The 23,835-nt window shown below is 58.6% G+C and carries 28 protein-coding genes and 1 pseudogene; 15 read left to right on the top strand and 14 right to left on the bottom strand.

The window, feature by feature from the left end:
- Positions 1 to 600 precede the first annotated feature (600 nt).
- Positions 601 to 807, bottom strand: coding sequence for a hypothetical protein (locus EN853_RS08215; protein ID WP_128158766.1), 207 nt, complete (start codon positions 805 to 807; stop codon positions 601 to 603).
- Positions 808 to 1,279: 472 nt separating this feature from the next.
- Between EN853_RS08215 and EN853_RS08220 the strand changes: the two genes are divergently transcribed.
- Together EN853_RS08220 and EN853_RS08225 are read left to right on the top strand one after the other, a co-directional pair.
- A complete protein-coding gene (locus EN853_RS08220) occupies positions 1,280 to 1,582 on the top strand; it encodes a DUF982 domain-containing protein (protein ID WP_127859030.1) in 303 nt (100 codons plus the stop codon).
- A 26-nt stretch (positions 1,583 to 1,608) separates the two neighbouring features.
- On the top strand, positions 1,609 to 1,893 hold the full coding sequence (locus EN853_RS08225) for a DUF982 domain-containing protein (RefSeq protein WP_127859031.1): 285 nt from the start codon (positions 1,609 to 1,611) through the stop codon (positions 1,891 to 1,893).
- 223 nt (positions 1,894 to 2,116) lie between these two features.
- Here the strand turns inward: EN853_RS08225 and EN853_RS08230 are convergent, their stop codons facing one another.
- Positions 2,117 to 2,416: a DUF1236 domain-containing protein gene (locus EN853_RS08230; RefSeq protein ID WP_127859032.1), complete on the bottom strand. Its 300-nt coding sequence runs from the start codon at positions 2,414 to 2,416 to the stop codon at positions 2,117 to 2,119.
- A 670-nt stretch (positions 2,417 to 3,086) separates the two neighbouring features.
- Here EN853_RS08230 and EN853_RS08235 point away from each other — a divergent pair.
- Positions 3,087 to 3,413, top strand: a complete 327-nt coding sequence (locus EN853_RS08235; RefSeq protein WP_127859033.1) for a hypothetical protein — start codon at positions 3,087 to 3,089, stop codon at positions 3,411 to 3,413.
- Between the two features lie 115 nt (positions 3,414 to 3,528).
- Here the strand turns inward: EN853_RS08235 and EN853_RS08240 are convergent, their stop codons facing one another.
- Both EN853_RS08240 and EN853_RS08245 read right to left on the bottom strand, forming a co-directional pair.
- Positions 3,529 to 4,350, bottom strand: coding sequence for a Ku protein (locus EN853_RS08240; RefSeq protein WP_127859034.1), 822 nt, complete (start codon positions 4,348 to 4,350; stop codon positions 3,529 to 3,531).
- 333 nt (positions 4,351 to 4,683) lie between these two features.
- Positions 4,684 to 5,001, bottom strand: coding sequence for a hypothetical protein (locus EN853_RS08245; RefSeq protein ID WP_127859035.1), 318 nt, complete (start codon positions 4,999 to 5,001; stop codon positions 4,684 to 4,686).
- Between the two features lie 121 nt (positions 5,002 to 5,122).
- Between EN853_RS08245 and EN853_RS35095 the strand changes: the two genes are divergently transcribed.
- A complete protein-coding gene (locus tag EN853_RS35095; RefSeq protein WP_281061491.1) occupies positions 5,123 to 5,254 on the top strand; it encodes a hypothetical protein in 132 nt (43 codons plus the stop codon).
- Between the two features lie 123 nt (positions 5,255 to 5,377).
- The gene (locus tag EN853_RS08250) at positions 5,378 to 5,683 is read left to right on the top strand and encodes a hypothetical protein (RefSeq protein ID WP_127859036.1); all 306 of its coding nucleotides are present in this window, start codon (positions 5,378 to 5,380) and stop codon (positions 5,681 to 5,683) included.
- Positions 5,684 to 5,703: 20 nt separating this feature from the next.
- Here EN853_RS08250 and EN853_RS08255 read toward each other — a convergent pair whose 3' ends face one another.
- Positions 5,704 to 6,006, bottom strand: coding sequence for a hypothetical protein (locus EN853_RS08255; protein ID WP_127859037.1), 303 nt, complete (start codon positions 6,004 to 6,006; stop codon positions 5,704 to 5,706).
- Between the two features lie 30 nt (positions 6,007 to 6,036).
- On the opposite strand from EN853_RS08255, the gene EN853_RS08260 reads away from it, so the two are divergent.
- The 4 genes from EN853_RS08260 (at position 6,037) to EN853_RS08275 (ending at position 8,382) form a co-directional block, all read left to right on the top strand.
- Complete coding sequence (locus tag EN853_RS08260; protein ID WP_127859038.1) at positions 6,037 to 6,375, top strand: type II toxin-antitoxin system HicB family antitoxin; 339 nt, start codon at positions 6,037 to 6,039, stop codon at positions 6,373 to 6,375.
- A gap of 571 nt (positions 6,376 to 6,946) precedes the next feature.
- The gene (locus EN853_RS08265) at positions 6,947 to 7,264 is read left to right on the top strand and encodes a YMGG-like glycine zipper-containing protein (RefSeq protein WP_127859039.1); all 318 of its coding nucleotides are present in this window, start codon (positions 6,947 to 6,949) and stop codon (positions 7,262 to 7,264) included.
- A gap of 106 nt (positions 7,265 to 7,370) precedes the next feature.
- Positions 7,371 to 7,985: a methyltransferase domain-containing protein gene (locus EN853_RS08270; RefSeq protein ID WP_127859040.1), complete on the top strand. Its 615-nt coding sequence runs from the start codon at positions 7,371 to 7,373 to the stop codon at positions 7,983 to 7,985.
- Between the two features lie 112 nt (positions 7,986 to 8,097).
- Positions 8,098 to 8,382, top strand: coding sequence for a KTSC domain-containing protein (locus EN853_RS08275; RefSeq protein WP_245516859.1), 285 nt, complete (start codon positions 8,098 to 8,100; stop codon positions 8,380 to 8,382).
- A 283-nt stretch (positions 8,383 to 8,665) separates the two neighbouring features.
- On the opposite strand, the gene EN853_RS08280 is transcribed toward EN853_RS08275, so the two are convergent.
- The 4 genes from EN853_RS08280 to EN853_RS08300 all read right to left on the bottom strand — a co-directional run bounded on the left by EN853_RS08280 (position 8,666) and on the right by EN853_RS08300 (position 11,853).
- Positions 8,666 to 8,860, bottom strand: a complete 195-nt coding sequence (locus EN853_RS08280; protein WP_127859041.1) for a hypothetical protein — start codon at positions 8,858 to 8,860, stop codon at positions 8,666 to 8,668.
- A 494-nt stretch (positions 8,861 to 9,354) separates the two neighbouring features.
- The gene (locus EN853_RS08285) at positions 9,355 to 9,678 is read right to left on the bottom strand and encodes a low affinity iron permease family protein (RefSeq protein ID WP_127859042.1); all 324 of its coding nucleotides are present in this window, start codon (positions 9,676 to 9,678) and stop codon (positions 9,355 to 9,357) included.
- 842 nt (positions 9,679 to 10,520) lie between these two features.
- Positions 10,521 to 10,808: a hypothetical protein gene (locus EN853_RS08295; protein ID WP_127859043.1), complete on the bottom strand. Its 288-nt coding sequence runs from the start codon at positions 10,806 to 10,808 to the stop codon at positions 10,521 to 10,523.
- 160 nt (positions 10,809 to 10,968) lie between these two features.
- Positions 10,969 to 11,853 carry an RNA ligase family protein gene (locus EN853_RS08300; RefSeq protein WP_127859044.1) on the bottom strand — a complete coding sequence of 295 codons (885 nt, stop codon included), beginning with the start codon at positions 11,851 to 11,853 and terminating at the stop codon, positions 10,969 to 10,971.
- A gap of 119 nt (positions 11,854 to 11,972) precedes the next feature.
- On the opposite strand from EN853_RS08300, the gene EN853_RS08305 reads away from it, so the two are divergent.
- The 3 genes and pseudogenes from EN853_RS08305 (at position 11,973) to EN853_RS08315 (ending at position 13,405) form a co-directional block, all read left to right on the top strand.
- Positions 11,973 to 12,158: a DUF3606 domain-containing protein gene (locus EN853_RS08305; protein ID WP_127859045.1), complete on the top strand. Its 186-nt coding sequence runs from the start codon at positions 11,973 to 11,975 to the stop codon at positions 12,156 to 12,158.
- Positions 12,155 to 12,337: a hypothetical protein gene (locus EN853_RS08310; protein WP_127859046.1), complete on the top strand. Its 183-nt coding sequence runs from the start codon at positions 12,155 to 12,157 to the stop codon at positions 12,335 to 12,337. The genes EN853_RS08305 and EN853_RS08310 overlap by 4 nt, the downstream gene beginning before the upstream one ends.
- A 632-nt stretch (positions 12,338 to 12,969) precedes the next feature.
- Positions 12,970 to 13,405: pseudogene (locus tag EN853_RS08315) on the top strand (hypothetical protein).
- 443 nt (positions 13,406 to 13,848) lie between these two features.
- On the opposite strand, the gene EN853_RS08320 reads toward EN853_RS08315, so the two are convergent.
- From EN853_RS08320 to EN853_RS08350, 5 genes are all read right to left on the bottom strand, one after another.
- Positions 13,849 to 14,355: a ferritin-like domain-containing protein gene (locus EN853_RS08320; RefSeq protein WP_127859047.1), complete on the bottom strand. Its 507-nt coding sequence runs from the start codon at positions 14,353 to 14,355 to the stop codon at positions 13,849 to 13,851.
- Between the two features lie 380 nt (positions 14,356 to 14,735).
- On the bottom strand, positions 14,736 to 15,425 hold the full coding sequence (locus EN853_RS08325; protein WP_348631567.1) for a PRC-barrel domain-containing protein: 690 nt from the start codon (positions 15,423 to 15,425) through the stop codon (positions 14,736 to 14,738).
- Between the two features lie 522 nt (positions 15,426 to 15,947).
- Positions 15,948 to 16,733, bottom strand: coding sequence for an exodeoxyribonuclease III (gene xth, locus EN853_RS08330; RefSeq protein WP_127859049.1), 786 nt, complete (start codon positions 16,731 to 16,733; stop codon positions 15,948 to 15,950).
- 392 nt (positions 16,734 to 17,125) lie between these two features.
- Positions 17,126 to 19,426: an FdhF/YdeP family oxidoreductase gene (locus EN853_RS08340; protein WP_127859050.1), complete on the bottom strand. Its 2,301-nt coding sequence runs from the start codon at positions 19,424 to 19,426 to the stop codon at positions 17,126 to 17,128.
- Positions 19,427 to 19,950: 524 nt separating this feature from the next.
- Positions 19,951 to 20,115, bottom strand: a complete 165-nt coding sequence (locus EN853_RS08350) for a DUF3309 family protein (protein ID WP_127859051.1) — start codon at positions 20,113 to 20,115, stop codon at positions 19,951 to 19,953.
- 1,290 nt (positions 20,116 to 21,405) lie between these two features.
- Here EN853_RS08350 and EN853_RS08355 point away from each other — a divergent pair.
- The 3 genes from EN853_RS08355 to EN853_RS08365 are packed head-to-tail and all read left to right on the top strand — an operon-like array spanning position 21,406 to position 23,437.
- Complete coding sequence (locus EN853_RS08355; protein WP_127859052.1) at positions 21,406 to 21,861, top strand: hypothetical protein; 456 nt, start codon at positions 21,406 to 21,408, stop codon at positions 21,859 to 21,861.
- Positions 21,858 to 23,078, top strand: coding sequence for an Nramp family divalent metal transporter (locus EN853_RS08360; protein WP_127859053.1), 1,221 nt, complete (start codon positions 21,858 to 21,860; stop codon positions 23,076 to 23,078). Before EN853_RS08355 ends, EN853_RS08360 begins: the two co-directional genes overlap by 4 nt.
- Entirely contained in the window at positions 23,078 to 23,437 is a 360-nt protein-coding gene (locus tag EN853_RS08365) for a hypothetical protein (protein ID WP_127859054.1), read from the top strand. The genes EN853_RS08360 and EN853_RS08365 overlap by 1 nt, the downstream gene beginning before the upstream one ends.
- Positions 23,438 to 23,835: the final 398 nt, after the last annotated feature.

Genomic DNA, 23,835 nt, shown 5'->3' on the forward strand with positions numbered 1-23,835 from the left:
AACGTCATCGTGAGAGGCGAAACTGCCAGAACGGCGCGGCCCGCCTCGCCATTGTGGCTTCTCGTGGACTTCGATCTAGTCGGCCCACTTGGCCGGCCCACGGAACTCGATTCCATAGCTGCTGCCATGGGTGGGAAAATAGGTCGAAAGCTGCTGAGGGGCCATCTTCCTTTTTCGATCGATCGTGCATAGCTCGTCTAAGGTCTGGTTGTTCGGCCTCGCATCCCCGTCGCAAGCGCGAGAAGCTGAGCGACGTCACTGCTCGGCCATCTTCTTCGCTTGCTGCAGAGACCAAAGGCTGGCCCGGTAATCTTGCGTCTTCGGAGATCAAGGCCGCCAGGCGAGGCCCATTACGAGCACGCATATCCGTCACCCAAGCGTGGTGGAATAAGACTGAGCACAGTGTTGTCTACCGGATGCGGGGCGGTAGCCCACTGAGGAGGCAACCCTTAGCGCTGTCTCATCACCATCGCAGCGTTGCTAGTGATCCTAACCGGTGCGGCCGGGTGCATGACCAACAAAGGATCGGCATTTCCCAGCGGAACTGGCGCCATGGGCGGTAGTGGCTACTAGGGCGCCAGTCGCGCCGATGGCAGCACGCTACCCAGGGCCGTCAGGCTTGATCAGATGCCCGTGGCGCTCCACGCTCTGTACGATGGCCTCCATTTGCGAGATCATCCATCTGAGATAGGCGGCGTGAATCTCATCCGCCGGTATACGTCCAGCCTCGATGTCGGCCAAAAGCTGCTTGTCGTCGGCTAGCCTGTTACGCCACCAATCAATGATCTCTCTTCGCGCCTCAGGCATGAAGCTGCCCCAGCTCCTCAATGCTTCGGATATAGGCACCTTGGTCCGCCCGACAATGACAAGGCGCTAACCCCAAGACCGACTGAAGCCGGACAGTAGGCGCATTGGTCCCTGCAGTGAAACAACTTTCACGATGCGTCATTCGACGGGGCCGGCGAGGAAATGCGTCACCTTCCCTGTGCCCCACGTGCGGTCAAGCTGTTGACCGTTGCGACTTGCGAGTTGGCGCAAGTATTGGTGCATGGCCGTTGGAGCACAGCGCCACGAGCCGGGAAAGCACTTTTGGCCAGTCCTGTGATACCGGGCTGCAATAGCGATCGGGGGAGTTCGGTCCCCTTACCACCGTGCTCTCGTCGACGTCGGTGATGGGCATCTTGACGGCCAAAATTTGCAACCCAATATTTTTGCCGGGCGGACCGCTGTCGGTCCCACTCATTCAAAACTCAATTGTTCGTTCGACGTGGAGGATCCTATGAACGATCGGATGTTCGACAGCCCTGTTTTCGTGAAAAGCGGGAACAGCCTGATCCAGGAGATCGCGTGCGTGGAGGACGCCCTGGAATTTCTTTACGAATGGCCAAAAAATAGACGCGGCACCATTTATGAAACCGCGCTCCGCGCATGCCAGAGAGCGTTTGACGGCAGCTACCCGCGATCGGCCGCAAAGCAAGCGTTTTGTGGCTTCGCCAAGTCCGTCAAAATCCATGAGGAAGTGACCGCGGTCTTGCCATGGATGCCCGGCAACCGTAGCCAGGGCGGCGGGCTGAGCACCTAGAGACGCCGTGAAAGGAGGAATTCACGATGCTCTCCCAACCCTTCAAAACGCCGATCCGGGTATGGGTCGGCCTGGGCTTTCCACGCCAACTCAACACGGTCGCAGATGCCTATCAGTTCGCAGTTGACTGGTGCGGCAACAGCCCGGAACAAAGAGCAGCGATCCGCGCCTGCAAGGCCGCGTTGATAGGAGATGTCGACGCCGAGACTGCACGGGGCGTGCTCGTAGCCTTTGCGCGCAAGAAAGACATCCTGCTCGAAGACGGCGCAATGCCCCCGCTTTCGGGAAAAGCGCCACAGACACACGTCTGACTTAGCCGGAAAAACGAGCGGCGGCCCAGCCCCCGCCTCATCCGTCCGTTTTGAACAGCGCCAGGAGCGCGAACAGGCCGATCTAGGCCGATTTTGGGTCGGCCTTTGCGTGTTCCTGGCATATAACGAAAAGCCCGCCGCCTGTGAGAGGCTGACGGCGGGCTCCATCCGAAGGAACAACTGCTCAAGGGTGTTCCCGCTGAGTCATCCAGCGGACCTTAGTTCATTCGATGATTTTGACGACCTTATGTGTGTCTGGATCCACGATGACCGTCCGATTGTCGATGACGGTGTAGCGGTATTTGACATTGGGGACTTCGTGAAGCTCGACAGTATCGGGGAGTGCTGTCCCGATGTTGAGTTCCACGCCAGGAAGCTTCACCGACGCCAGAGGCTTTTTCTTCACGTACTCCTTGATGACCGTTTCCTGCTCCGGCTGGATAACCACGGTGTCGGCAGCGGCCGCGCCGATGCCGGCGAGTAGCAAAAACCCTGCAGCAGCCGCGGTAAGATGCGTTCTCATTTTATTCTCCTATTTGGGTTTCGTGCCAAAAGCTTGGCTGGTTAAGTCAGCAAGACGCAGGCCAAAAGGACCGTAAGGACAAGCGAGGCAGGGACAGCGAGAAGCCACCGGGCTTCCAGGACGCTATCGTTCCAATCATTAGTTTTCATGGCCTTCGCTCCTTCTGGACCTTCAAGCAAACGGGCGTTTAGAGCGAACGTTCCGGGATACGTCTACGGTCGCTATGGAAGTGCGACTGAGGTCTGAAATGGCTTCACCGACCGAAGACGAGTTGTGGTGGTCGCTTTCGATCTGCGCACAGCCGAAGGCGCATAGAAAGCCCGCCACGGGGGGAGGGGTGACGGGCTTTTGATGGAGCGCTGTCGTTGCTTGGATATCGTATCGGTGACGCGTGATTCCGGGCCCGGTTCAATACATTTTTAAGGAACGGGGCGGGCCAGTCAGCAACCCGACCTGCTCTGGTGGCAATAACGGCGTTCTGACAGGCAGGCCGGGCTACGCTCCGGCCGTTGAGCATGCTGGTTAGAAGGGCAACTGGAGTCCTGGAAGTTGGAGTCCTGGAAGTCCCTTGTAGGCAGACTCGCAATGCGACTGAAGTCGGAGCGTGGTCTTTACTCCGGAAAGACCCCATCTTCGACATCGTGAGCGGCGAGACGTTTGATGTGGGATTTTGAGCTACGCAAAGCCCGCCGTCGGAGAGGAGGCGACGGGCTTTTGCTTGGGGATTGAGCACTGGCAGCCCTTAAAACAAGAGACTGCTTGCGCAGACGAGAGCAATCATCGATCGGCACGGCTGCATCATGCCTTTAGAGACGTCGTGTGGGCGCTGCCCTCCAGAAAAGATTGCCGCCGCAGCGCGAACAAAAAGCCCCGCTCGACATTGGGCGACGAACGGTACCAGGTCAGGGTCGACGATGCGATCAGCCTGATGTCTTCTGATCGACAAGCCGCCATGGCTGCGAAGTTGCCGCTGGTGCGTGTACACTGGGAGCATTGACAGGCTATCGGCTCGGCAAGTTTGCCGGCGATTTCATAGCGCACGCCTCCGCATAGACAACGTCCCGCTGATGCGGACACCTGTTTCACTCCGCGAAGCTCCCTTCGCACTGGGGCTACGCTGTCTTGGCTGCCTTCGCTTTGGGCTGTCGTTTGATGCCTTCCTTCTCCAGGCTCTTGCGAAGCACCGAAGCGAGATCGACGACGTTCTCTTTTGGCTGAGGCACGGGCTTGGGTGGTTTCTTGCCCTTGCGCTTGGCATCGATCATGGCGATCAGCGCGTCTTCGTAGGTGTCCTCGAATTTCGATGGATCGAACTTGGTCACTTTTTTGTCGATCAGAAGGCTGGCAATTTCGAGCAAATCCTTATCGTATTTCGGTTTTTTCAGGTTGTCGAAAACGCTGCGCTCGGAAACCATCTCATTGTTGGTGCGCAGCTCCGTCAGAAGCATTCCCTTTCCAAAGGGCTGGATCACGACCTCTCGGCCACGCTGGTAGAGCACGACGCAAGACCGGGCCGCGACATGCTTCCTTTTCATTGCCTCACGGAGCACTGTGAATGCCTCGACCGCAGCGCCATCCGCCGGAATGACATAATAGGGCTTTTCGAGGTAGCGCGTATCGATGTCATCGATCGCGACAAATCCCTCCACCTCAAGCGTGTGTTGCGAAGTTAGCTTCAGCTTTTTGATCTCTTCGGGCTCGATCTCGAGAAAATCGCCCTTGTCAGCTTCATAGCCTTTAATCTGATCTTCCGAGGGGACGACATCGCCGGTCTCTTCATCCACGTAGGCGCTCTTGACGGGCAGGCCGTCCTTCCGGTTGAGGATCTTGAAGTGGACCTTTCCGGCCTCGCTGGTCGCCCCTATGAGCTTGACGCCGCAAGAAACGGACCCGACCTTCAGGAAACCCTTCCAAACTGCGCGGGGAGCCGCCAATGTTCCATCCCTGCCATCGTTCCGATCAACAGGAACATTTAGCGACCAGCGTGGTTCCAACTGGCTAACTTTCTTCCCGAAAATCCTTCAGTGAGGCATGGCTACGCTGACGCGGCTCCGTTGCTGTGATGGCGACCCATCGCCAACCTTGATGCCCTTCATGCCATGAGTCTGGCATTGCTAGCAGCTTTATTCAAGGAAATGCTAATATAAGCCGCCGCGGGAACCAAAACTTGCGTCTCTCGTTAGCACTGCCAGCCGGATTGCCTGCCGCCCTCAAATTCCGGCTGGTGAGTAATATGAGGCCCGTTGCGCCAGCCTTGGCAGCGGGCTTCATATTTTGTAATTGCCAGCTTCTTCGGGATGAGGAATATAGTCCTCTCCGGTGCGGCGACCCATTTTACGAGGATCGCCATGGCAATGAGGTTTCCTTTCACAGAAGACACGCTCGGCAAGAAGCTCGAAGCTGGCACCGGGCTTTCTGTCGACTGCCTTACCTGCCGCCGGCACGCGATCCTTGACATAGCCGAGCTGGTGAAACGGCTCGGGCCGGACCAGCGGTGCATGCACCACGACTTGATCAATGTGCTGTTCTGCCACGAATGCCGGGCCGCCGGCCGGGACGACCGGAACCTGCATTTCACCAACCATGCCAAGACGCCTGATAGGCGGTGGACGCCTTGCCCCTGACATGCGCGCAAGCGCCCGCTCAAACGATCGGAACATTAGCGATCCCTGAGGGTTCTCCAGAAGCAACCTTCGAAGGTGGATCATGTCCGAGTTGACATTCGCGATCGTTCATTATCTGGGGCTGACTGGCAACGATGTGTTAGGGGCCGTCGTCTCGTTAATGGCGGGCCTGCTTCTCTACAACGTCATGCGCGAAGATCAGCCAAACCGATAGCGCATGCAGCGGGCCACGCGCAGGCGTCAGAACCCGAGAGGCATATCGCTCGTGTAGCAGCGGCCTTCAGGAAGCACGCTGGCGTGGCCCGGCCGGCCGGTTGTTTTTGGGGAGCTGCTGGCAATGAAGCGGGCCGTAGCTTTCATGCCGCAAACAAAAAAGACAGCCCGCTGGCAAGGCGGGTTATTCTTTGGAAGGCATATCAAGCCCGAGCCGCGCGCGTTCCCTTTGGGCGAAGATTTTGGCATCCGTCCGGGAACCGAACCCCTTGATGCTTACAGCGCCGTCTTCGATGATGCGCACGTAATGCCTATGTTCAATTTCCTCGATCTCGACCGAGGTCTTCCACTGCTGAGTCTTCATCAAGCCCTTGCCTCCAAGCTTTCCGCCATTCGGATAGTGGCAGAAGCGCTGGTGAAATCAATGTGACCCTCAACATCAATTTCCCTTCATCTTCCCACAACTGGTGGTCCGGCTGCCATGTGGCCGAGCCTTTTCTTCATGTCGCCCTCCAAACTCGTGGCGTCGCTCCTGGGAATAATGGATAAGGTAAAGATCAACGACCTCTTCACGGGCAATAAAGACTTGGTCAGGCGGCTGCGATGGGTGGATTCGATCCAGCAAACATCGCCGACGGAGCCGTCCGCCCAACGATCCGCGCCTGGATAGTCGATCTGTGTAGCCAACGTTTGCGGGATATCCTTGAACGATGCGATTTTGTATTGATCGACGGCCGCAGCCGTTGCTGGCATTAACATTCTGCCCCGATCACAAAAGGCGTTTTGCCTATCCGCGATCCGGAAATAGATCCGCAGGCGTGGTTGACAAGTTATGGGGATGGTATGTGCCGATACGTCGGGGTGATCCACAAAGAGAGCGGCAGCGACTTCGGGCTCTCCTTCCCCGACCTTCCTGGCGTCGTCACGGCCGCCGGGACAATTGCAGAGGTGCGTGAGCTCGCAGGGCGGGCTCTCGCATTTCACGTCGAAGGGCTATTAGAGGACGGCGAGCCCATTCCGGAGCCGAATTCTCCTGAGCAGTTGATCACCGATCAAGACGTGCTCACAACTATTCAGGTGCGTCTGAAGGCTGCCAGGCATTTTCCCACGTCGGCCAGCTAGCTGACCGTTGCGTGTCCCTCGGCGCCCCGCAGCTTGGTCCCGCCGGTCCCTTCGCACTCAGAGCACATCACGCTGACCCCAGGACACCTGTGCTGATGTGTCCCTGCCGGGCAGCAGTGGCCGTTGGAACTGCGCCATCTTGGACATTCGAAAATCGTGCCGGAGCCGCCGCAGCCCTGGCACTCGCCAATTTCGGGGAAAATCAAACCCATTTTGCCCAACCCTGCGGCGTCGCAACGCCGCTACCCCATTCAACTCGGCGGAGCCCAACCGCCGTCTCCTGACATTACCATACGGCAATTAAGGCTTTTCTAAAACGCCAAATGCGCGCGAACATCATTCGCCGGCGAATATTCCACACGCTATGAAGGGCATCACATTGCCCGATGCGGAGGCACCAACCCTCTTGCGTATCGCGCGGTCTTTCCTGTTTGGCGACCATGCTCTTCAACAGCCGGGAAACCATGACTCACTTCGTGAGTGGGGTCTGCCGCTGTTTGGCCGCAATACGACCGCACTTGGCGCAATCGCCCCCGTTTTCAGTCCCTGGGGCTTCAGAGGAGTTCTAGAGATGATCATCAAGAAAGCCATTCTGGCCGTGCTCATGACCGCCGCCCTTGCCGGCTGCGAGACGCAGACCGAAGGCCAGCAGCGGGCCACCTCCGGCGCGCTGATCGGCGGCGCCGGTGGCGCGCTGGTCGGCCAGGCCATCGGCGGCAATACCAAGAGCACGGTGATCGGCGCCGCGAGCGGCGCGTTGCTCGGCGCCGTCGTCGGCTCGGCCACGACCCCGCAGCGCCGTGGCGAGCAGCTCTGCCGCTACCAGGACCGTTACGGCCGCGTCTACACCGCGCCCTGCGACGACCGCTATTACAACGGCGATTATTGATCTCTAAGACGCACGAGACGGCGCTTCGGCGCCGTTTCTTCCGTCATGCTTTTGTACTCTTTTCGATATAGAACCATTTTGGCGAGGGGCTGCGGAGGAGGTCGATGTGACCACCAGCCTTGCCGGCGCGCTGAAAACTCGTGGGAAGCAAGCCCTAAAACGGCTGATCGGCTACGATAGCCGCAACTGGTTGCGCATCCGCCAGATCGAAGCCTTCACAACGTTTCTCGAAGCGGCTAACCGCAAGTCGCGCGACGTGATCGAAATCTCGCCCGGCTGGAATCGCTATTGGCGGGCCATGTGCCCGAACTACCGCTCGGTCGATTTCCCCGACTTCGACATCTGCCGCGACCGCACCGAGGAGCAGTATTCCATCGTCATCGCCGACCAGGTGCTGGAGCATGTGCAGCGACCGCTGGCGGCCGCCGCCAACATCCACGCCATGACCAGGCCCGGCGGCTGGGCTATGGTGGCCACGCCCTTCTTGTTCCGGGTGCATGCCCGCCCGCACGACTATAGCCGCTGGACGCCGGCGGGGCTGAAGCAGGTGATGGTCGAAGGCGGCTTCGCCGAGGACGACGTGCAAGCCTTCGGTTGGGGCAATAAGGCCTGCGCCAAGGCGCATATCGGTGGTCCGGTGCGGGCCTACGGGCTGTGGCGGGATCTGAGCAACGAGGAGGAATATCCGCTGATGGTGTGGACGTTCGCAAGGAAGGTGTGAATGAGGCCGTGCCGAACGCAACAATTGTCACACGCGAGGTCGCGAGTGCCCGTCATCCGGCGATGACGGGCTTGCCATCAATCCATTTCCAGCGCCTGGTGGTGGTCCGTTCGTGCCACATCATCATTACGACTTCCCTTTCTGTGATTGCCGTCTGGCAGGAACAGGTGTGCCCGTCCGCTCGTTGACTGCCATGCCGTCGACCCTGATACGCAAAACAGAATACGATCCGGATAGAAAGGTTCTCTTCGTCTGGTTCGTCGCCAGCGGCCAACGCTATGAATTCGAGGATGTGCCGCCGGAGATTTTTGCCGCATTCCGATCGGCCTTCGCCAAGGGTCGCTACTTCAACAATCACATTCGCAACCGTTTTCGCTACAAGCGGCACAATACGTGAAACCTATTGCCTCCAACTGAAGCGGCTGTGGCCAGGAGCCGCACGCCGTCTGCGGCGAGGCCACAAAGACCAGTTGTCGGGACACGCTCTCCCAACGGAGAGCGAGCTATCGGCTAGCCTCGGAACACTCGCCATTGATCGAACCGACTGTCGGACCTGTCCAAGACCTCTCCCGCCCGGGAGGCTGCTCCTATGCTTGGAGCAAGATGCCTTCATAGTGCACCAACAATCGGTCGCAGTCCCATGCCCGTTCTTCTCCGCTCCACGATGTGGAAGTGACTGTCTAGCCTACCTGCTCAAGCTCTTCCGCCAGTTGGTCGGGATCGTCGACACCAGCCCGAAAAGGCTCATCACTCTGATTGCGATACGTACGTTCGCGTTCTTCTTTACACTTGATACGATGCTTCTCGCAGTAATCGTTCAAAGCTTTTGTGAGAACGCTGAGCTGGACGGAATCCGCAATTCCATATGGCAACATGCCTGCCTCCCTCATCGGGGCGAAGCATGGACCGCTTCCAAGCGTCCGCGTGCTCCTACTTCGGTACGGACAACTTGATGAAGATACGCCCAAAAGGTCGGCTTCGAGTCAATTTGGTGCGACTGAAGTCCGATGGAAAGCCCGTCGTCGAGATGGAAACGGCGACGGGCTGTCTGCTTGGGTTTAGACGACCTTGGTGGGGGGTATGGTCGTCTAGCTGGATAATCGCGAGGGCGGAATTCGGTTCCGAACAATTTTAGCTTTGGTCCGTCAAATCTATATCGCCAAGTGATGAGACCGACCGCCGGGTTGAGCCTGCGAGCCTGGCCGATCCTTCAAAGTTAGCGTCAATCTTATTCATGCTGATCATCTATTGCTAACATGGAAGCGCATCAGGCTCGTAGGCAATGTGTGAAAATGCGCCTTACTTGCTGCGGTAAGCCTCGCCTTAACGGCCGCAACGCAGTGAGGCTGCGACGCGTCGCGAGCTCCTCTCATTGCCGAGCTGCCGATCGCTCTTCTTCGATCTCTTCCGGTTCCTTGTCGTCGATCTCGGTAACGTCGTCGCTTGCTGAGCTGGTGGCCCGGATGAGTTCATCCAGCTTCGCCTGCAAGGCTTGCGTGTCGCGATGCTCCGCCCGCTGGATAAAGAGCGTCATTGCCCAGGTTACTAGCGTAGCGACGCCGTGCCAGTCGAAAGTGTCACGTTCGAAGACGATCCAGCTGACTGTGAAAGCTGCGAGGATCAGAAAGGCCCATGGCCGGGAAGTGAAGACCCCGCCTAGAGTCAGGGCCTCTCGAAACGCGTGTTTGACCATCACCACGAACGTGGAGCGCGGCTAGCGAGTTCCTTCTTCCTGGCGGCCTAGAAGGTCAAGACTTGCGCACGCGGCCGGGCCTATATCGAGGACCGCGCTGAAATTGCTCGGCGCCTGACGTATATCGGCGCAAGATCCGCACTGTAAAACGGTAGGCGTTGATGCTCCGATCTGCATCGCCCCTCTAGCGGGCCAATTCCACGCTTTGAGCCTTGCATCGCCGACAGGGGCGGACTTTTCATCTGGCAATCATTTCCTTCACGAAACCGCGGGGCTAGGTGGCACTGTGAAGTATCAAGACGGCAACTCAACCGTCGTCAAATTCTCAATTCCTTGAAGGCTCGGGCAAGGCGACTTGTCCGTTCTCAAGAAGCCCTTTCGTCAAAAGGACCTCATAGAGAGCATTTTGCAGTGCTCAAGCGATTGGCAGCAGCTGCTTAAGCCGCGGGCCGCACCAGACTCCCGGTATGGCCAAGGGCAGGATCAATATCGGCGACGAAGTCGGGACGATCGCGACCGTGCGCCGACGCGTCACCGAAGATCGGATTAGCGTGTCAATCCTTACGGAATTCCCTTCACTCGATCATCGACAAGACGTCGACGGTCAAGAAAGGCCAGTCGATCGAGCTGACAGGCGATGTCACCCATATCGACGGGGATCTGGGCACGGTGAACTTGGGGCCTGCCAGTGACGGTGAACATGGACACCCTCAGGCTCGTGACATCATTCGTGCCACCCAAGCGGAAGGCACGGACATAAGCTATCCGCCGGCTAAGGGTGTCGGTTTGCCGGATGCTTGAAGGCGGGCCACACGGTCCGCCTTCGCGACTGGTTTGAACGCCTAGCCACCCATCTTCTTGGCCATTGCGCAGAAATCGGCATGCGACTTGTTGATCGTAGCATCGCCGCAGTCTTTCAACACCGCGGTACGTTCGTCGGGTTTCATCGCCATCCACGCGGTTTTGAAATCCGCTTCCGACTTCAATGTTTTCATGCCGGCATCGGTGAAGAACGGCGACATCTTCGCCGGATCATCGAGCGCGGACGTTCCGGCAGCGGAACCGGCCATGGCAACACCACCCATCATGGCGAGCGCGATTGCGCCCATACTGAGCATTTTCACGGTCATCGGAATACCTCCCTATATTGTACGACACGTGACCGAAAAAACGTCCAGCTGCCAAGCTCGGTTCCGGCGCCGGGGAGAGGTTTTTACAATCGCCAACGGAAGGTGCGACTGTCGGGGCTCCGGGAGGTTCGCAACCGGGAAATGAGGCTGCGAACAGCCTTCAGGTTTCATCTTCGCGGAAGTCCTGCAGCGAGGCGTGGCGAAGGTCTTCCTCGCCACGCAGATGCTTCACTCGACCAATGAGCCCTGGCTTGACCCATTGAGTGGCAGGGCGCTTCATTCCCTTCGGTGCTGGCCCTGCGTGCTCCTGGACGCGCCGCCAAAGCCGCTCGCGCAGCTCCCGGTTCAATGTGATGAAGGCCGATCCGACATAGCGGCTCGTGCCGCGCTCGGCCATCAAGGCGAACGCAGGCTTGCCTGCCTCGCGCTCGACGCCAAGCAGCTCGTACTCGTCGATGGTGTAGCATTTCGCCTTTAGCCAGTTGGTCGACGGCCCGCTGCGATACTTGCTGTCCTTGCGCTTCGACACCACGCCCTCAAGACCGGCCTGCTCGACAAGATGGAAGATCGACCTGGCGTCGCCGGGCAACGCTTGGCTGAACTGGATGCGCCTATCGGTCGGGATCAGCGCCTCCAGGATCTCGCGGCGGTCGATCAGCAGCATGTCGACGATGTCATGGCCGTTCAAGTGGAGAAGGTCGAAGGCAACGAAATAGAGGTCGTGCTGTCGACGTGTGATCGCCTTGCGCAGCTCGGCGAAGTCGGACAGCCCGGCCTCGTTCAGCACCACGATCTCGCCGTCGATGATAGCGCTTTCAACATCAAGCGCAGCGGCAGCATGGCTCAAATCGCGGTACTTCGACGTCCAGTCGAGGCCCCGGCGCGTGAAGATGCGCACCCCGCCTGCATCCCTCACGATTTGCGACCGGTAACCGTCGAACTTCACCTCATGAATCCAGCCATCGCCTTCGGGCGGCTTTTCCACGAGGGTCGGCATCAGGGGCTCGATGAACGACAGCCGGTCGTCGGCAGCCTTTCCATGCATGCGCACATCCCCAGACGCCGATTCAATAAGGAAGGTCGGCTTCGGTTCCGTTAGCCGCCGCTAAAGAAAAGGAACCTCGCGGCGCGGTCGCGGTTTCTTGACGGCAAGGAGGATCGACCATGGCAGACGACAAGGCCAAGCGCGATTTTCGGGACCGCGACCGCGTGTCGGCGGATGAGGATTACGAGGTCCGCTACTTCGCCAAACAGCATCGGATCACGCCAGAGCAGGTGAGAGAGCTGATCAGCGAGCATGGCAACGACCGCAAGACCTTGGAACGCGAAGCCCGGAAACTTCACGGTTGACAAAGCTTTCGGATCTCGGGCCGCCGATCACCGGCACGCGTCATGGCGGTGAGCCGCCATGCGAGTTCGATCATTTCTATCGCTGCAAGGGATGCGGGCAGCCCGTCGATCGCCGCGACCTGCGTCAGGTGATCTGGCATGAAAAGGCCGATCACAAGCCTCTCGAGATGGATGGCTGAAAGAAAAGAAGCCCGACGGCTAGGGGCCGGCGGGCTGAGTTCGGTTGGAGTAGCCCGGCGGCGCGCGGAGGGGTGTGGGGGCGCCGTCCGGCATCATTCCAACGGGACTTTGAGACTGTTGTTCCGTCGGAATGTCGAAATACCTTCGTGCGCGCTGGTCGCCGGCGGCAAGGTGGCTGGCCGCGGCGTCTTGCGGTCGAGGATAATCACTTCGCGCACGTCCTTCCGTTGGCCGCGCCGCGGGCGGCCGATCAGCTCGAACTCGGAGAAAATTTCTCGGATCTACGCCCTGTCGCCTGTGGCCAGGCGAATCCGGCGGCAGCCCTTGGAGATGTCGAAACGGCGCCATCAAGGGTGACTGCACGGGCAGCAAATCGGATTGAAGCCGAACGCTCCAGCAAGCTTATCATTTCCATTCACGGATCCACCGGGCCCTGTAGAAATTTACTTTGGGGACTGGAACATTGGAGAAAGCTGGCAGTTCTGTGTCACGAGATGCCGCTACTTGGTGTCTGCTAAGATCGGTGCGCAATCCGGTCGGCCCGTCGGGTCGGGCTCAAGAACGTGCGGTCTCGTCCTGCCCGGACGTTCTCTCGCGAAGTCAGCTGCGGACCAATGTATGGGAGCCAATCATGAAACACCAAACACTCGATGAACTGCAGTCCATCGCCGAAATCAAACCGCTCGAGCCGGCGCTTCCTTTGAGCAGAACGCAGCGAATGGAGCGGTGGGCCGGAGTTGCTCGACGAAAATCCCTCGCGCTGCCTTGCCGCTCTCCATGGGACCGAGCGTCTTTACCCTGGGATTCGCGAACAAGCGCGAGCAGCCGGATCGCCGATCACGGTTGCCTTCGACGATCCATTGTTGCGCGCCTCGGGCTTGAAGTCGGACACCTATGGGGAAGCCAAGCGCTTCTTCCAGCTATCGGATTGGGAGTTGCATGAAATTGTCTGTAGTTGTCATGCCGGCACCATGATGCAAGGCAGTTGGGCTGCTGGCCGGGTCCGGCGGATCATCAGCGGAAATAGACTTTTGGCCTGGCTGAGAAGGAGCTTTCTCGCGCATTGAAGCTTCCGAATCTTGCCCAGTGAAGCAGGCTTGCTTCACACGAGAACATTGTGCCATTAGGCCAATCGTCCGCGGTCCATTCCACTGGGCCTGATGCGACAAGACGGCGGGGGGAAGAGGAGCAGGCAGGTCGAGTTAGCATCATGCCGCTGCGTTGTTCGATTTTCCGACGCGCGAAACGCCGACCAACTGCCAAACGGTCGAAAAATTTTAGGCGGCGCAAAAGGATAGCGCCGCGCCCTGCATCAAGGCCGAACCACGTTCGCCTCCCCGGTGCTTTGTATCGGCGCATTCATGGCGAGCGCCGCTGAAGCGATTGGCGGCAGGCGATGATGGGAAACCGGCTTTTGGCTCGCTATTACTTTTCGCTTGCTGGTTGTTCGCGAGTGGCGCCGGAGAGATCACGAACGGCTCCGAGAAATCTCGGAGCCGCTCTTGAGTGTTTAAGCTGCCTGCAGCGCACGCTTGTTCGCGTCGCTCTGCCCCAAAGCGGTCAACGCCTCATCGGTCGCCGATTCTTCCTCCAGGGTTTCACGCAATAGAGGCAGCGCGTCCTTCATGCCGAGTTGTTCCGCCCAGGCGATGAGTGTCCCATAACGGGCAATCTCATAGTGCTCCACCGCCTGCGCGGCGCCGACAAGGCCAGCATCAAGGGCAGGCGCATCCTTGTATTCTTCCAGAACCTCGGAGCCCTCTTCCAGAATCCCGTCGATCGCCGGGCAGGTCTTGCCTCTCGCGGGCTTGCCGAGTTGTTCGAAAATCTGCTCAAGCCGATCGACCTGTCCTTCAGTTTCCATCCGATGCTTCTCGAACGCGGCGCTCAGTCGTTCAGACTGAGCGGCTTTGGCCAGCTTCGGCAACGTCTTCAGGATCTTCTTCTCTGCGTAGTAGAGATCTTTCAGACCATCCGCGAACAAGGTCTCCAGTCCATTTTCCGATTTTGTTGGCATTTTGTATCTCCGTTTATAAGGGCCTAATAGAAGCGCGGCCGAGAACGGCGGCAGACGGCTCAGACGTTGGTACTGGTTTTGGTCGCTGTTTTTTGTGGCTCTGCTGCCAGCCTTCACGTGCTGCTCACGGCTTCCGCCTTGATGGCCATCCTCCTGCTGTGGGAGTTTTTCCTACCTTTATTCAATCCCGGCTTCTCACGTCTGTTCCAGGCGAAATATTTCGTGATCCTCTAATGAAATTGAGCGAGCCGCGGCCCAACCACGGTCGGACGAGCCGTTAGGTGCAGACGCGAGGGTTATGCTGTCCGCACATCGTGAGTCAATTTGCAGAAAGCCCGCAACCTGTGGGAGGTTGCGGGCAGTTCCCAGTTGTGCCGGGGTTATTGGACGACCAGGCGCTGTTTGTCCCGCGCCTGTGCATAGGTGCCCTTATCGTAAGCGGCCTGTGCCTTAAGCTGGTCTTTGGTAAAGTTGGTGTAGAGATATTTGTTGCCATTCTTGTCGGCCATGAATTTCAGTTTTTCAAAGCCGACTGCCACCTCTTTGGCACCGATGCCCAGGAAGCCGCCAACGTCGATGATGACGGCATCGATTTTCTTGTCGCCGGTCAGCACCACATCCCCAATCTTCCCGACGTTCGCATCGTCGGCACCGTAGACCGTGGTGCCGATGAGATCCTCTGCGCGGATTTTGTCGATAGGAATTTCGGTGAGTGCCGACTTGTCGACCGCGGTGGAAGAGTTCGCCGGCGCGGCCGAGGGCGCCGTCGAATTGGTCGATGCGGTCGTCATCGAAGGGTCGTATGCCTTCGTATCGAATTCGGGCAATGCCTTCAGCTCTTCCTTGGTCGCGCTGACAACCAGCCATCGCTTTCCGTCCTTCTCGGCCCATTTGGCTTTGTCGAAGTCGTAGGCGACATTCTTTTCGCCGACGTTGAGAAACCCGCCGACCCCAATGATCAGTGACTTGGCCGTGCCGTCCTTCGACAGCAGGACGTCATTCACCTCGCCGATGTCTTCGGCATTGTCGCCGGTGCCGTTGTAGACGTCCACTCCAATGATCTTGGACACCAGACTGCCTTCAGGAGCCTGGGTAGCAATATTCTGGGCAGCGGTTGCGGTGGATATCACGTTGCCCGCGTGAGCACCTGTCGCAAGGAGCACTGTGAGAGCGGTTGTCGCTAGAAGTTTAGAGAACATGACTGACCTCGTTGGTTTGAGACGCGCTGGTATGAGCGCTCTTTTAACGAACCCCTCGCGAAGGCTAATGTTCCATCGAAAACAGAAGCTTCCCTACATCTCGTTGGCACCCGATGGCGCCGGCTCGCCACCGCAGGATTGGTTCACGGCGGACCTCGAGCGGGGAAAGCCACATCGGCCGTCTCAAACGCGGCTGTTTTGTCCGGATCTTATTTCGATGCCCGCTTTCAAACTCGAGCAAAGTCCCTCACTCAGCACGCGTCTCTATTGTACCGTTTGCTGATGTAGACTTTGCCGGGATGGCGCACACGTCCGACTTAGCTCCAGCACGCTTGGGCTCTACAGTAAGGCGCCGACATGACCGGGCTGGCTTCGAGACTTTGCTTCAGATCTTCAGCGACACTCATCCAGCTCAATCCAAGCTGGCGCATGATCGCTTGGCTTCTCCCATCCCCGCACTTCAACGTCCACACCGGCATTGCGTAGCCTATTCGCAAGGGCGGGACTTATGAGGATATGGTCCATCCGGAGTCCGGAACTTCGATCGTAGCCGCCGCGGTAAGCGAAGTTCCAATATGTGTAGATGCCTTTCTCCGGATGAATGCGCCGCACGGCATCAGTCCAACCGTCGTCGAGCATTTGAGCGTAGGCCCGGCGACTTTCGGGAGAGAACACTGCATCGCCTAGCCATCGTGTCGGCACCACAGCATCGGCCGGGGTAGGAACGACGTTGTAGTCGCCGCAGAGAACGCTCGGCGCGTGTTCCGCTAACAGAAACTGGCCATAGTTGATCAGTCGATCGAACCAACGCAGCTTGTAGTCGAATTTCGGACCGGGTGATGGATTTCCATTTGGCAGATAAAGGCAGCCGACGACGAGCCCATCCACCTCAGCCTCGATATAGCGGCGGTGGGTATCATCGGGATCTCCAGGCAAGCCGCGTCGACGTTCAATCGGCTCCTTACCTCGGGCAAGAATAGCGACACCGTTGTATGACTTCTGCCCATGCCAGATCGCGCCATAACCGGCGCTTCTGATCGCATCGACTGGAAATTTCTCGTCCGAAGTTTTCAGTTCCTGGAGGCAGACGATGTCATGCTCTGTTTCGTCTAGCCACTTCAGCAGCACGGGCAGCCGTCCGTTGACCCCGTTCAAGTTGAAGGTGGCAATGCGGGGCACTTGAACCTCGCGGGATCTTCCCGCATCAAGGGGCTATCCAACAGGGCGGCGCTCATATCTCGTCCTTGTAGGACTTGGCCGCTTCCTCAATCTTGCGCCAATCGTTTCCGTACCGACGCACGAGTTCCCGCGCCTGAGCTGGTGAAAGATTATGCGTCTCGACAATATGCTGCACCTCCGCATCCTCTCCCTTGAGCGGACGCGCGCGCAGGCGTCTTGGCGGCTTGGGCGCTGTCCTACCGAAGTCTGGTCCTGGCATAAAAATCATCTTCTCCGATTTCGATTAACTCCCGAACAAGAGGAACGTTTCACTGCGCTTCTGTGTGCTAGCGTTTCGCGCACAACGGGGACCGTCAGATGGAGACGGCTTTATTGGTTTGGGCTTGAATGAGCTATCCGACGATCCGTACCGGGACCGACTTCGCTGCTGGCACATGCGCCTTATGGGCGCGATGCCAAAGCGGAATCAAAGGGTTGAGTTCCGGATAGTAGCCGGCGCAATTCCCCGGTGGGATGGAATAGGGCGTGACGCGCAAACCACGCACCCGTCGCTCGACGCCGTCATTTGCATGCGCCTCGAGATCTACCTCCTGCCCGGCGTTGAGACCCATTCGCTGAATATCCGCTTCGTTCATCAGCAGAACCATTCTCGTCCCGATTATTCCGCGTAACCGATCGCGATAGCCATAGACCGTTGTGTTGAACTGGTCGTTGGAACGGACGGTAATCAACGTCAGCACATTCTTTCCGCCGACATCGATATCCGGATCGGTTTCCAGCGACGTGGGCAGTTTGAAGTTCGCCTTCTTGTTGGGCGTCTGCCAGATGCGCTTTGACGCCTTGATGTCGCGGTGAAACCCTCCGGGAGTGAGAAGGCGCTTGTTGAAGTCCTTGAAGTGTGCAGGGAAGCAGCGCGCGATCTCGTCGCGGATTCGCGAATAATCGGCGATCCAGTCGTCCCAAGGAATCGAGCTCTTGCCGGCAACCGTCGCCTTGGCCAGTTCGGCGACGATGCGGGGCTCCGACAGCAGGTGGTCGCTAGGCTTTGGGCGCGATCCGAAGGAGCCATGGATGCAGGCCGTCGAATCCTCGATCGAGACCCATTGCGGCCCACTGGCCTGAACGTCCTTCTCTAGGCGCGACAGGCATGGCAGCAGATACGTCACCTTTCCGGCAATGAGGTGACTGCGGTTGAGCTTAGTGGCGATTTCGACATGGAGGTCGAGATTCCGCCAGGCCTTCTCGACCAATCCGGTTTCGGGGACGGCTCGCACGAAATTGCCGCCCAGCCCAACGAAACCGCGCACCCTGCCATCGATCACGCCCTCACAGGTCTCGACCGTATCCAGGCCCTTTTCCCGCGGCGGCTCAAATCCATAGAATTCGCTGAATTTGTCGAGCGGAACGAGTTCTGGCTTTTCGGAAATGCCGACGGTGCGCTGTCCCTGTACGTTGGAATGCCCGCGCAATGGCGATATGCCGGCTCCAGGCTTGCCGATATTGCCGCGCATGAGCAGTAGATTGCACAGCATCTGCACATTTTCCGTTCCGTGACGATGCTGGGTCAGTCCCATGCCGTAATTGCCGATAACGGCGTTCGCCAAGCTGTAGATTTCCGCGACATGTTCGAGATCGGCCTGCGAGATACCGGAGCGGCGAACGATGCTCTCCCAATCGGTGGCACGTAGATAGGCCTCGAATTCTGCGAAGCCGGCCGTGTGCTCTTTGATGAAAGTCGTGTCGAGGACACGTTCTGGACCGCTCTTTTTAGCAACGTCGTCGAGTGCCAGTACCGCCTTGGCAATGCCGGTCATGGCCGCGATGTCGCCACCAGCCCGGATCTGGAAGAAGTCGCTGGACATCTTCGTCCCCGGGCCAGGCGACAGCATCTCAACGGGATTCTGCGGATTCTTGAACCTTACCAAACCGCGCTCGTGCAGGGGATTGAAGGTGATGACTGGCACGCCGCGCTGGCGGGCGTCTTCGATGGGGTGCAACAGGCGCGGTGCTGTAACACCGGTATTGTGGCCAAAGAAGAACATCAGGTCGGATTTTGCGAAATCCGCCAATTGCACCGTGCCGACTGGAGAACCGATCGATTCCGGCAAGCCGACCGAGGTCGACTCGTGACACATGTTCGAGGAGTCCGGCAAGTTCGAAGAACCGTAAATGCGGGCGAACAGTTGGTACATGAACGATGCTTCGAGCGAAGCGCGTCCAGACGTGTAGAAGACCACGGATTTCGGATCGAGACGTTGGAGCTGCGTCCGGATGTCCCGGAACGCGTCTGTCCATGCGACCGGTTCGTATTTGTCGCTGGCGCCATTGTAGCGCATCGGCTCCGTCAGGCGGCCCTGCTTCTCCAGATCATGATCTGGCCAATCCAAGAGTTCCCTTACGGGATGCGCAGCGAAGAAGGCCGGTTCGCATCGCCTGCTGGTCTGCTCCCACATCGTTGCCTTGGCGCCGTTCTCGCAGAACTCGAAAGGCCGAGGCTGGGCAGGCTTTGCCCATGAGCAGGAGACGCACATGTAGCCGTCTGCCTTGTTCTGTTTGAGCAACGTGCTCCATATACCAGAGAGCAGGAGCCCCTCATTTCGGGCATTGCGAACCAGCGATTTGAGCGAACCCCATCCCCCGGTTGGACGATTGTATTTCTTGATTTCCACGTGATCGCTGACGGCAGGTTTCATGGGACCTTGTCCAAAAAAGAGGAGGAGTGGAAAGGAAACCCGATCGGAGCGCGGTTGTTCCGGCAAGCTGCATCTGGTCACACCATCGTCGGCGCCCTCAGGCATCCAACTCGATGAGGGCGCAGCAGGCTTTCATCGATCACGATGCCTTCCAGCGCGGCGGTCGCGGTTGCCGCCCGTTTCACTATTGCGGACGAGGCCTCCGACGGGGGGCGCCTGAGCTGCGGGATCGGCCAGGCGCAGCATGAAGCGACGGAGGTCGACAGGTGCTCTGCATGCTACGTGAACCGTGACCTGCAGGACTATCTCATGCCGGTCAACCCAGATATTCGGGATTTGCAGGTGATCCTGGTTCCAGAGATCGACCACACAGTCAATCCGGCCGGTGTCAGGGGTCTTAGAGAACTAGGCAATGTCGGCACGGCCGCGGCCGTCGCAGTGCGGTCTATCACGCCACCGGCAAACGCATCCGCGAGCCGCCGATCAGGATCGAGCAGCTGATCGAGTTTTCGGGCCAATAGTCGCTAAAGGCGGCCGAGAACAACCAGAATGATGACGATGAGCAGAATCAGTCCAAGCCCGCCGCCGCCATAATAGCCAGTGCCATAAAATGGACTGCCGCCGATGCCACTGAAGCCACCGAGCAAGGCAAGGATCAGAATGATAATGAGAATAGTCCCGAGGCCCATGTTGCTCTCCTGTTGATGACGCGCGTTGGTTGTGCGTTTCGAGGACACCAACTCATGAGCCGGCATCGTGTTCCCCCGCCTCCGTCCCGGTCGTTGCAAAAGGTGCGTTTCGGTCAGAAAGGATTTGATGACCCAACTTGCATTCCAGGCGGAGCCGGGTGACCGGATGCTTCGTCTCCACCTGTCATCATGCGGGCCTTGCGCCGAGCTGTGCGCGACCGTTCGGGCGTAGTCGTCCTGCCTGCCTCAATCCGGCGGCGTATGCGTAAGCGATGACTTTCCGCCGATTTTGGTTTCCATGAAAGGATAACCGCCGGGTGCAAAGACCAGGTGCTGCTTTGCGTTTGACTGCATATATCGGCGTCGCCTAGCTGCGAGTCGGAAGATCCGAAATCCTTGCGGTCGACGCCGTACGGCGGCGGCATTGCCGAGCGGCGGGAAAAATAGCCGAGCCGCGGATCGGCGGCCGCAACTGTCCACATGTCGGCGTCCCGCGCGTATAGGTCTCGCCCGCCGGCGGCGCGCAAGTCGATTCGGATCACAATGTCCCAAGGCTAAGCGAACTATCCGGCCGCGGCGGCATAGCGGAAGACGCCCGATGGGGATTGTCCTTTGTCTGTGCACCGCTTGACCTATGTCCGCGACTACACCGAGCCACTTCACTGCCCTAGCAGGTTTCACGAATGACATGTCCCTAGGCTGACGGGGGCGGCAACGCGAACAGGCGTCATGCGCTCACAGCTAGGCGATTTGTGACGCGCAACGGAACCTTCCAGGTCCGGCAGCTTTACTCTCCAATGCTGAAGAAGGTGAGGCCAGGCGCGGGCTCGAACGTGGATAGTCGATCATCGCGCAATTTCCAGCAGTCCAAGACACCCAGCTGCTCAAGTGACGTCAGCGTGGAAAGGCAATCCAATGCAGCTATTCGTATTTTTTCATAACGTGGCCTCTCGCCGAAATGACGGACTCCACCCCGAACTTTTGCGTCTTTTCAGCCAACAGGCCGCATTGCAGGCAGCGGGTGTTGTAACGTTCCAGTCCCGCGGACAAGGTAGTGGCGAGCAGGCCGGTCCCCATCCTTCCACGATATCAAATCACGCATTGAATAGCGACGTTATGCGCCTTCCTGGGGGTCGGAAATCGACAGTCCGGAGCCCCCGATATTACTGATCACCCTGTCTAGACTCGCTCCAGACGGATGGAAACGTCGACTATGCCCCTTGTTCCCTACTTGAATGGCTCAAGCACACAGCATCCGAAACAAATGCTGGGGGAGGGTAACGGGCTGCGATGCTGCTAACCGCTGGGAATGTAAAGGACTACCGCTATCGGCTTTGCCGCTCATACCTGTTGTTGAGCATACTCGCTTTTACCGCCTGCTCGTCTTCGGAGCCCGTCGAGCAGCAATCGAAAATCGCGGCGTCGGCTTCGCAGACGGCGGCGATGGTGTTGGACGCGTGGACCGCCGCGGCAGCCCCTTCAAGCTATGCGTCGGCTACATTGCAATCGACGGCCGAAACGCTTGCCGAGGCCGCGCGGCAGATACAGTCGCATAACTCTCCTGAATCCCCTAATCGACGGGCGGTCATGACCGCAATCGGCCGGCTGTCGACTGCTGCAAAGCTCGCTCAAGCCGGCGTGAAGGCTGATGACCCTCGGCAAGTAAGTCAGGCGCGGCAGGACCTTCGGGCGGCCGCGAATGACCTCGCCGTCGCCTATGCTAGATATTTCGCGCCAAAACCATGAAGAAGCTGCTTGAAATCTCACTTGGCATCGTAACAAGCGTTGGCGGCTTCCTCGAGGTCGGATCGATGACGACAGCCGCGCAAGCTGGCGCCACTTTCGGCTTCACGCTGATCTGGGCAATCCTCCTTGGCACAATCTGCATCATCTTCCTGGTCGAGATGGCTGGCCGGTTCGCTGCCGTCAGCGGCCACACAATTGCTGACGGAATCCGCGAGAGGTTCGGCTTCAACACCTTTCTGTGGTCGCTGTTGGCCACCTTGCTGGTCAATTTCATGGTGATGTCGGCAGAAATCGGCGGTGTTGCCATCGCGGCGGAACTTGCGACAGGGATCGGTTTTCAATGGTGGGCACTGCCAGTATCGTTTCTGGCGTGGCTATTCCTATGGAAGGGCACCTTCGGTCTTATCGAGAAGGGCGTCGCGATCCTCGGTCTTGTCACACTTTGCTTCGTGGTCGCGGCGGTGATGCTGAAACCGGAATGGAGACAGGTTGCTGCCGGCGCGATACCCAGCCTGCCGGAGCACGACGCGGCAAGTTACTGGTTCATTGCGGTCAGCATTCTTGGCGCGTCGATATCGCCCTACCTTTTCATGTTCTATTCTTCGGGCGCCGTCGAGGATCAATGGGACAAGACCTATCTCGGCACCAATCGCGCCATTGCAGGGCTCGGCATGAGTTTCGGTGGCACGATCTCGGTCGGGGTCCTGATCGTGGCCGCGCTCGTCCTCGGCGCGCACGGCATAAGCCAGGTCGACGACTATCATCAACTGCCGCTGCTGCTGCTCCCGACGTTCGGTTTCTGGGGCTTTGTTCTGTTTGTCGCTTCCCTGGCCATAGCCTGCTTCGGCGCGGCTCTCGAAATCGGCCTGCAGCAGGCATATCTCGTCGCGCAAGGCTTCGGCTGGACATGGGGCGAGGACAGGAAACCACGCGAGGACCCTGGCTTCTGCAGCGTCTATACGGTTTCGCTGCTGCTTGCCGCCATGCCAATTGCCCTCGGCCTCGACCCGCTGAAACTCACGATCTTTTCCATGGCGGTGACGGCTGCCAGCCTGCCACTGACCGTCGTCCCGTTCCTCTTCCTACTCAACGATGAGCGCTATGTCGGCGAACACCGCAATGGTGTGATCTCGAATGGAGCGGTGATCTTCATCATCGCGCTTGGTTTCGTCCTGGCCATGGTGACCATTCCCTTGCAGACATTCGGAGGTTCGTGATGGATCTGCTGCGCGATCTGCTGGACAAACAGGTCGTTGACCGCAACCAGGTCAAGATCGGCAAGGTGGACGGATTGGTGGTCGAGTTAAGGCGGGATCTCCCGCCCAGGATCGTTGCGATCGAACTCGGATCGATCACGTTGGCGCGCCGCCTTGGTGCGCGGCCGGGGCGCTGGATGGTTTGGTTGGTCGTTCGGCTCGGCGGCAAGCGCCATGCCAAGCCGCACCGGATAGCTTGGAAGAAGGTGCGCGATGTCGGCGTCGACATTAAGGTCGACGTTGATGTGCATAGGACGACGATCTTCGATTGGCAGGACTGGTTGCGCGACCGCGTTATCGGCCGGATCCCGGGAGCTTGACCTTGGCCATCGTCAGCCTTGAACATCTTGCCGGTCGACAAGTGCTATCGCTGCGCGGAAAAAGCGTCGGTCACATAGAGGAGATACGCGCAGAACGTGACGGTGACGATACCGTCATCACCGAGTTCCACGTTGGCATTTTCGCTGCTTTCGAGCGGCTCTCGTCCTCGGCCACCGGCATCGCGATGCTGGATCTCTTTCGCCTGCGTCACCGCGATAGCCTGTACCGCATTCCTTGGGACAAGCTCGATATCTCCGATCCATTCAGACCTCGGCTACGATGCACCCTTGAGGAACTCTCTCACATGAAGGCCGGGATTGGAGGCAGGAGCCAGGCGCCGCCGTCCAAGAGCTTATGGAGCACCAGGGCGAGCGGCTTGTGGAAATTGGCTCTCACA

This window comes from Mesorhizobium sp. M1C.F.Ca.ET.210.01.1.1 (genome assembly GCF_004791585.1).
Lineage (GTDB): Bacteria > Pseudomonadota > Alphaproteobacteria > Rhizobiales > Rhizobiaceae > Mesorhizobium.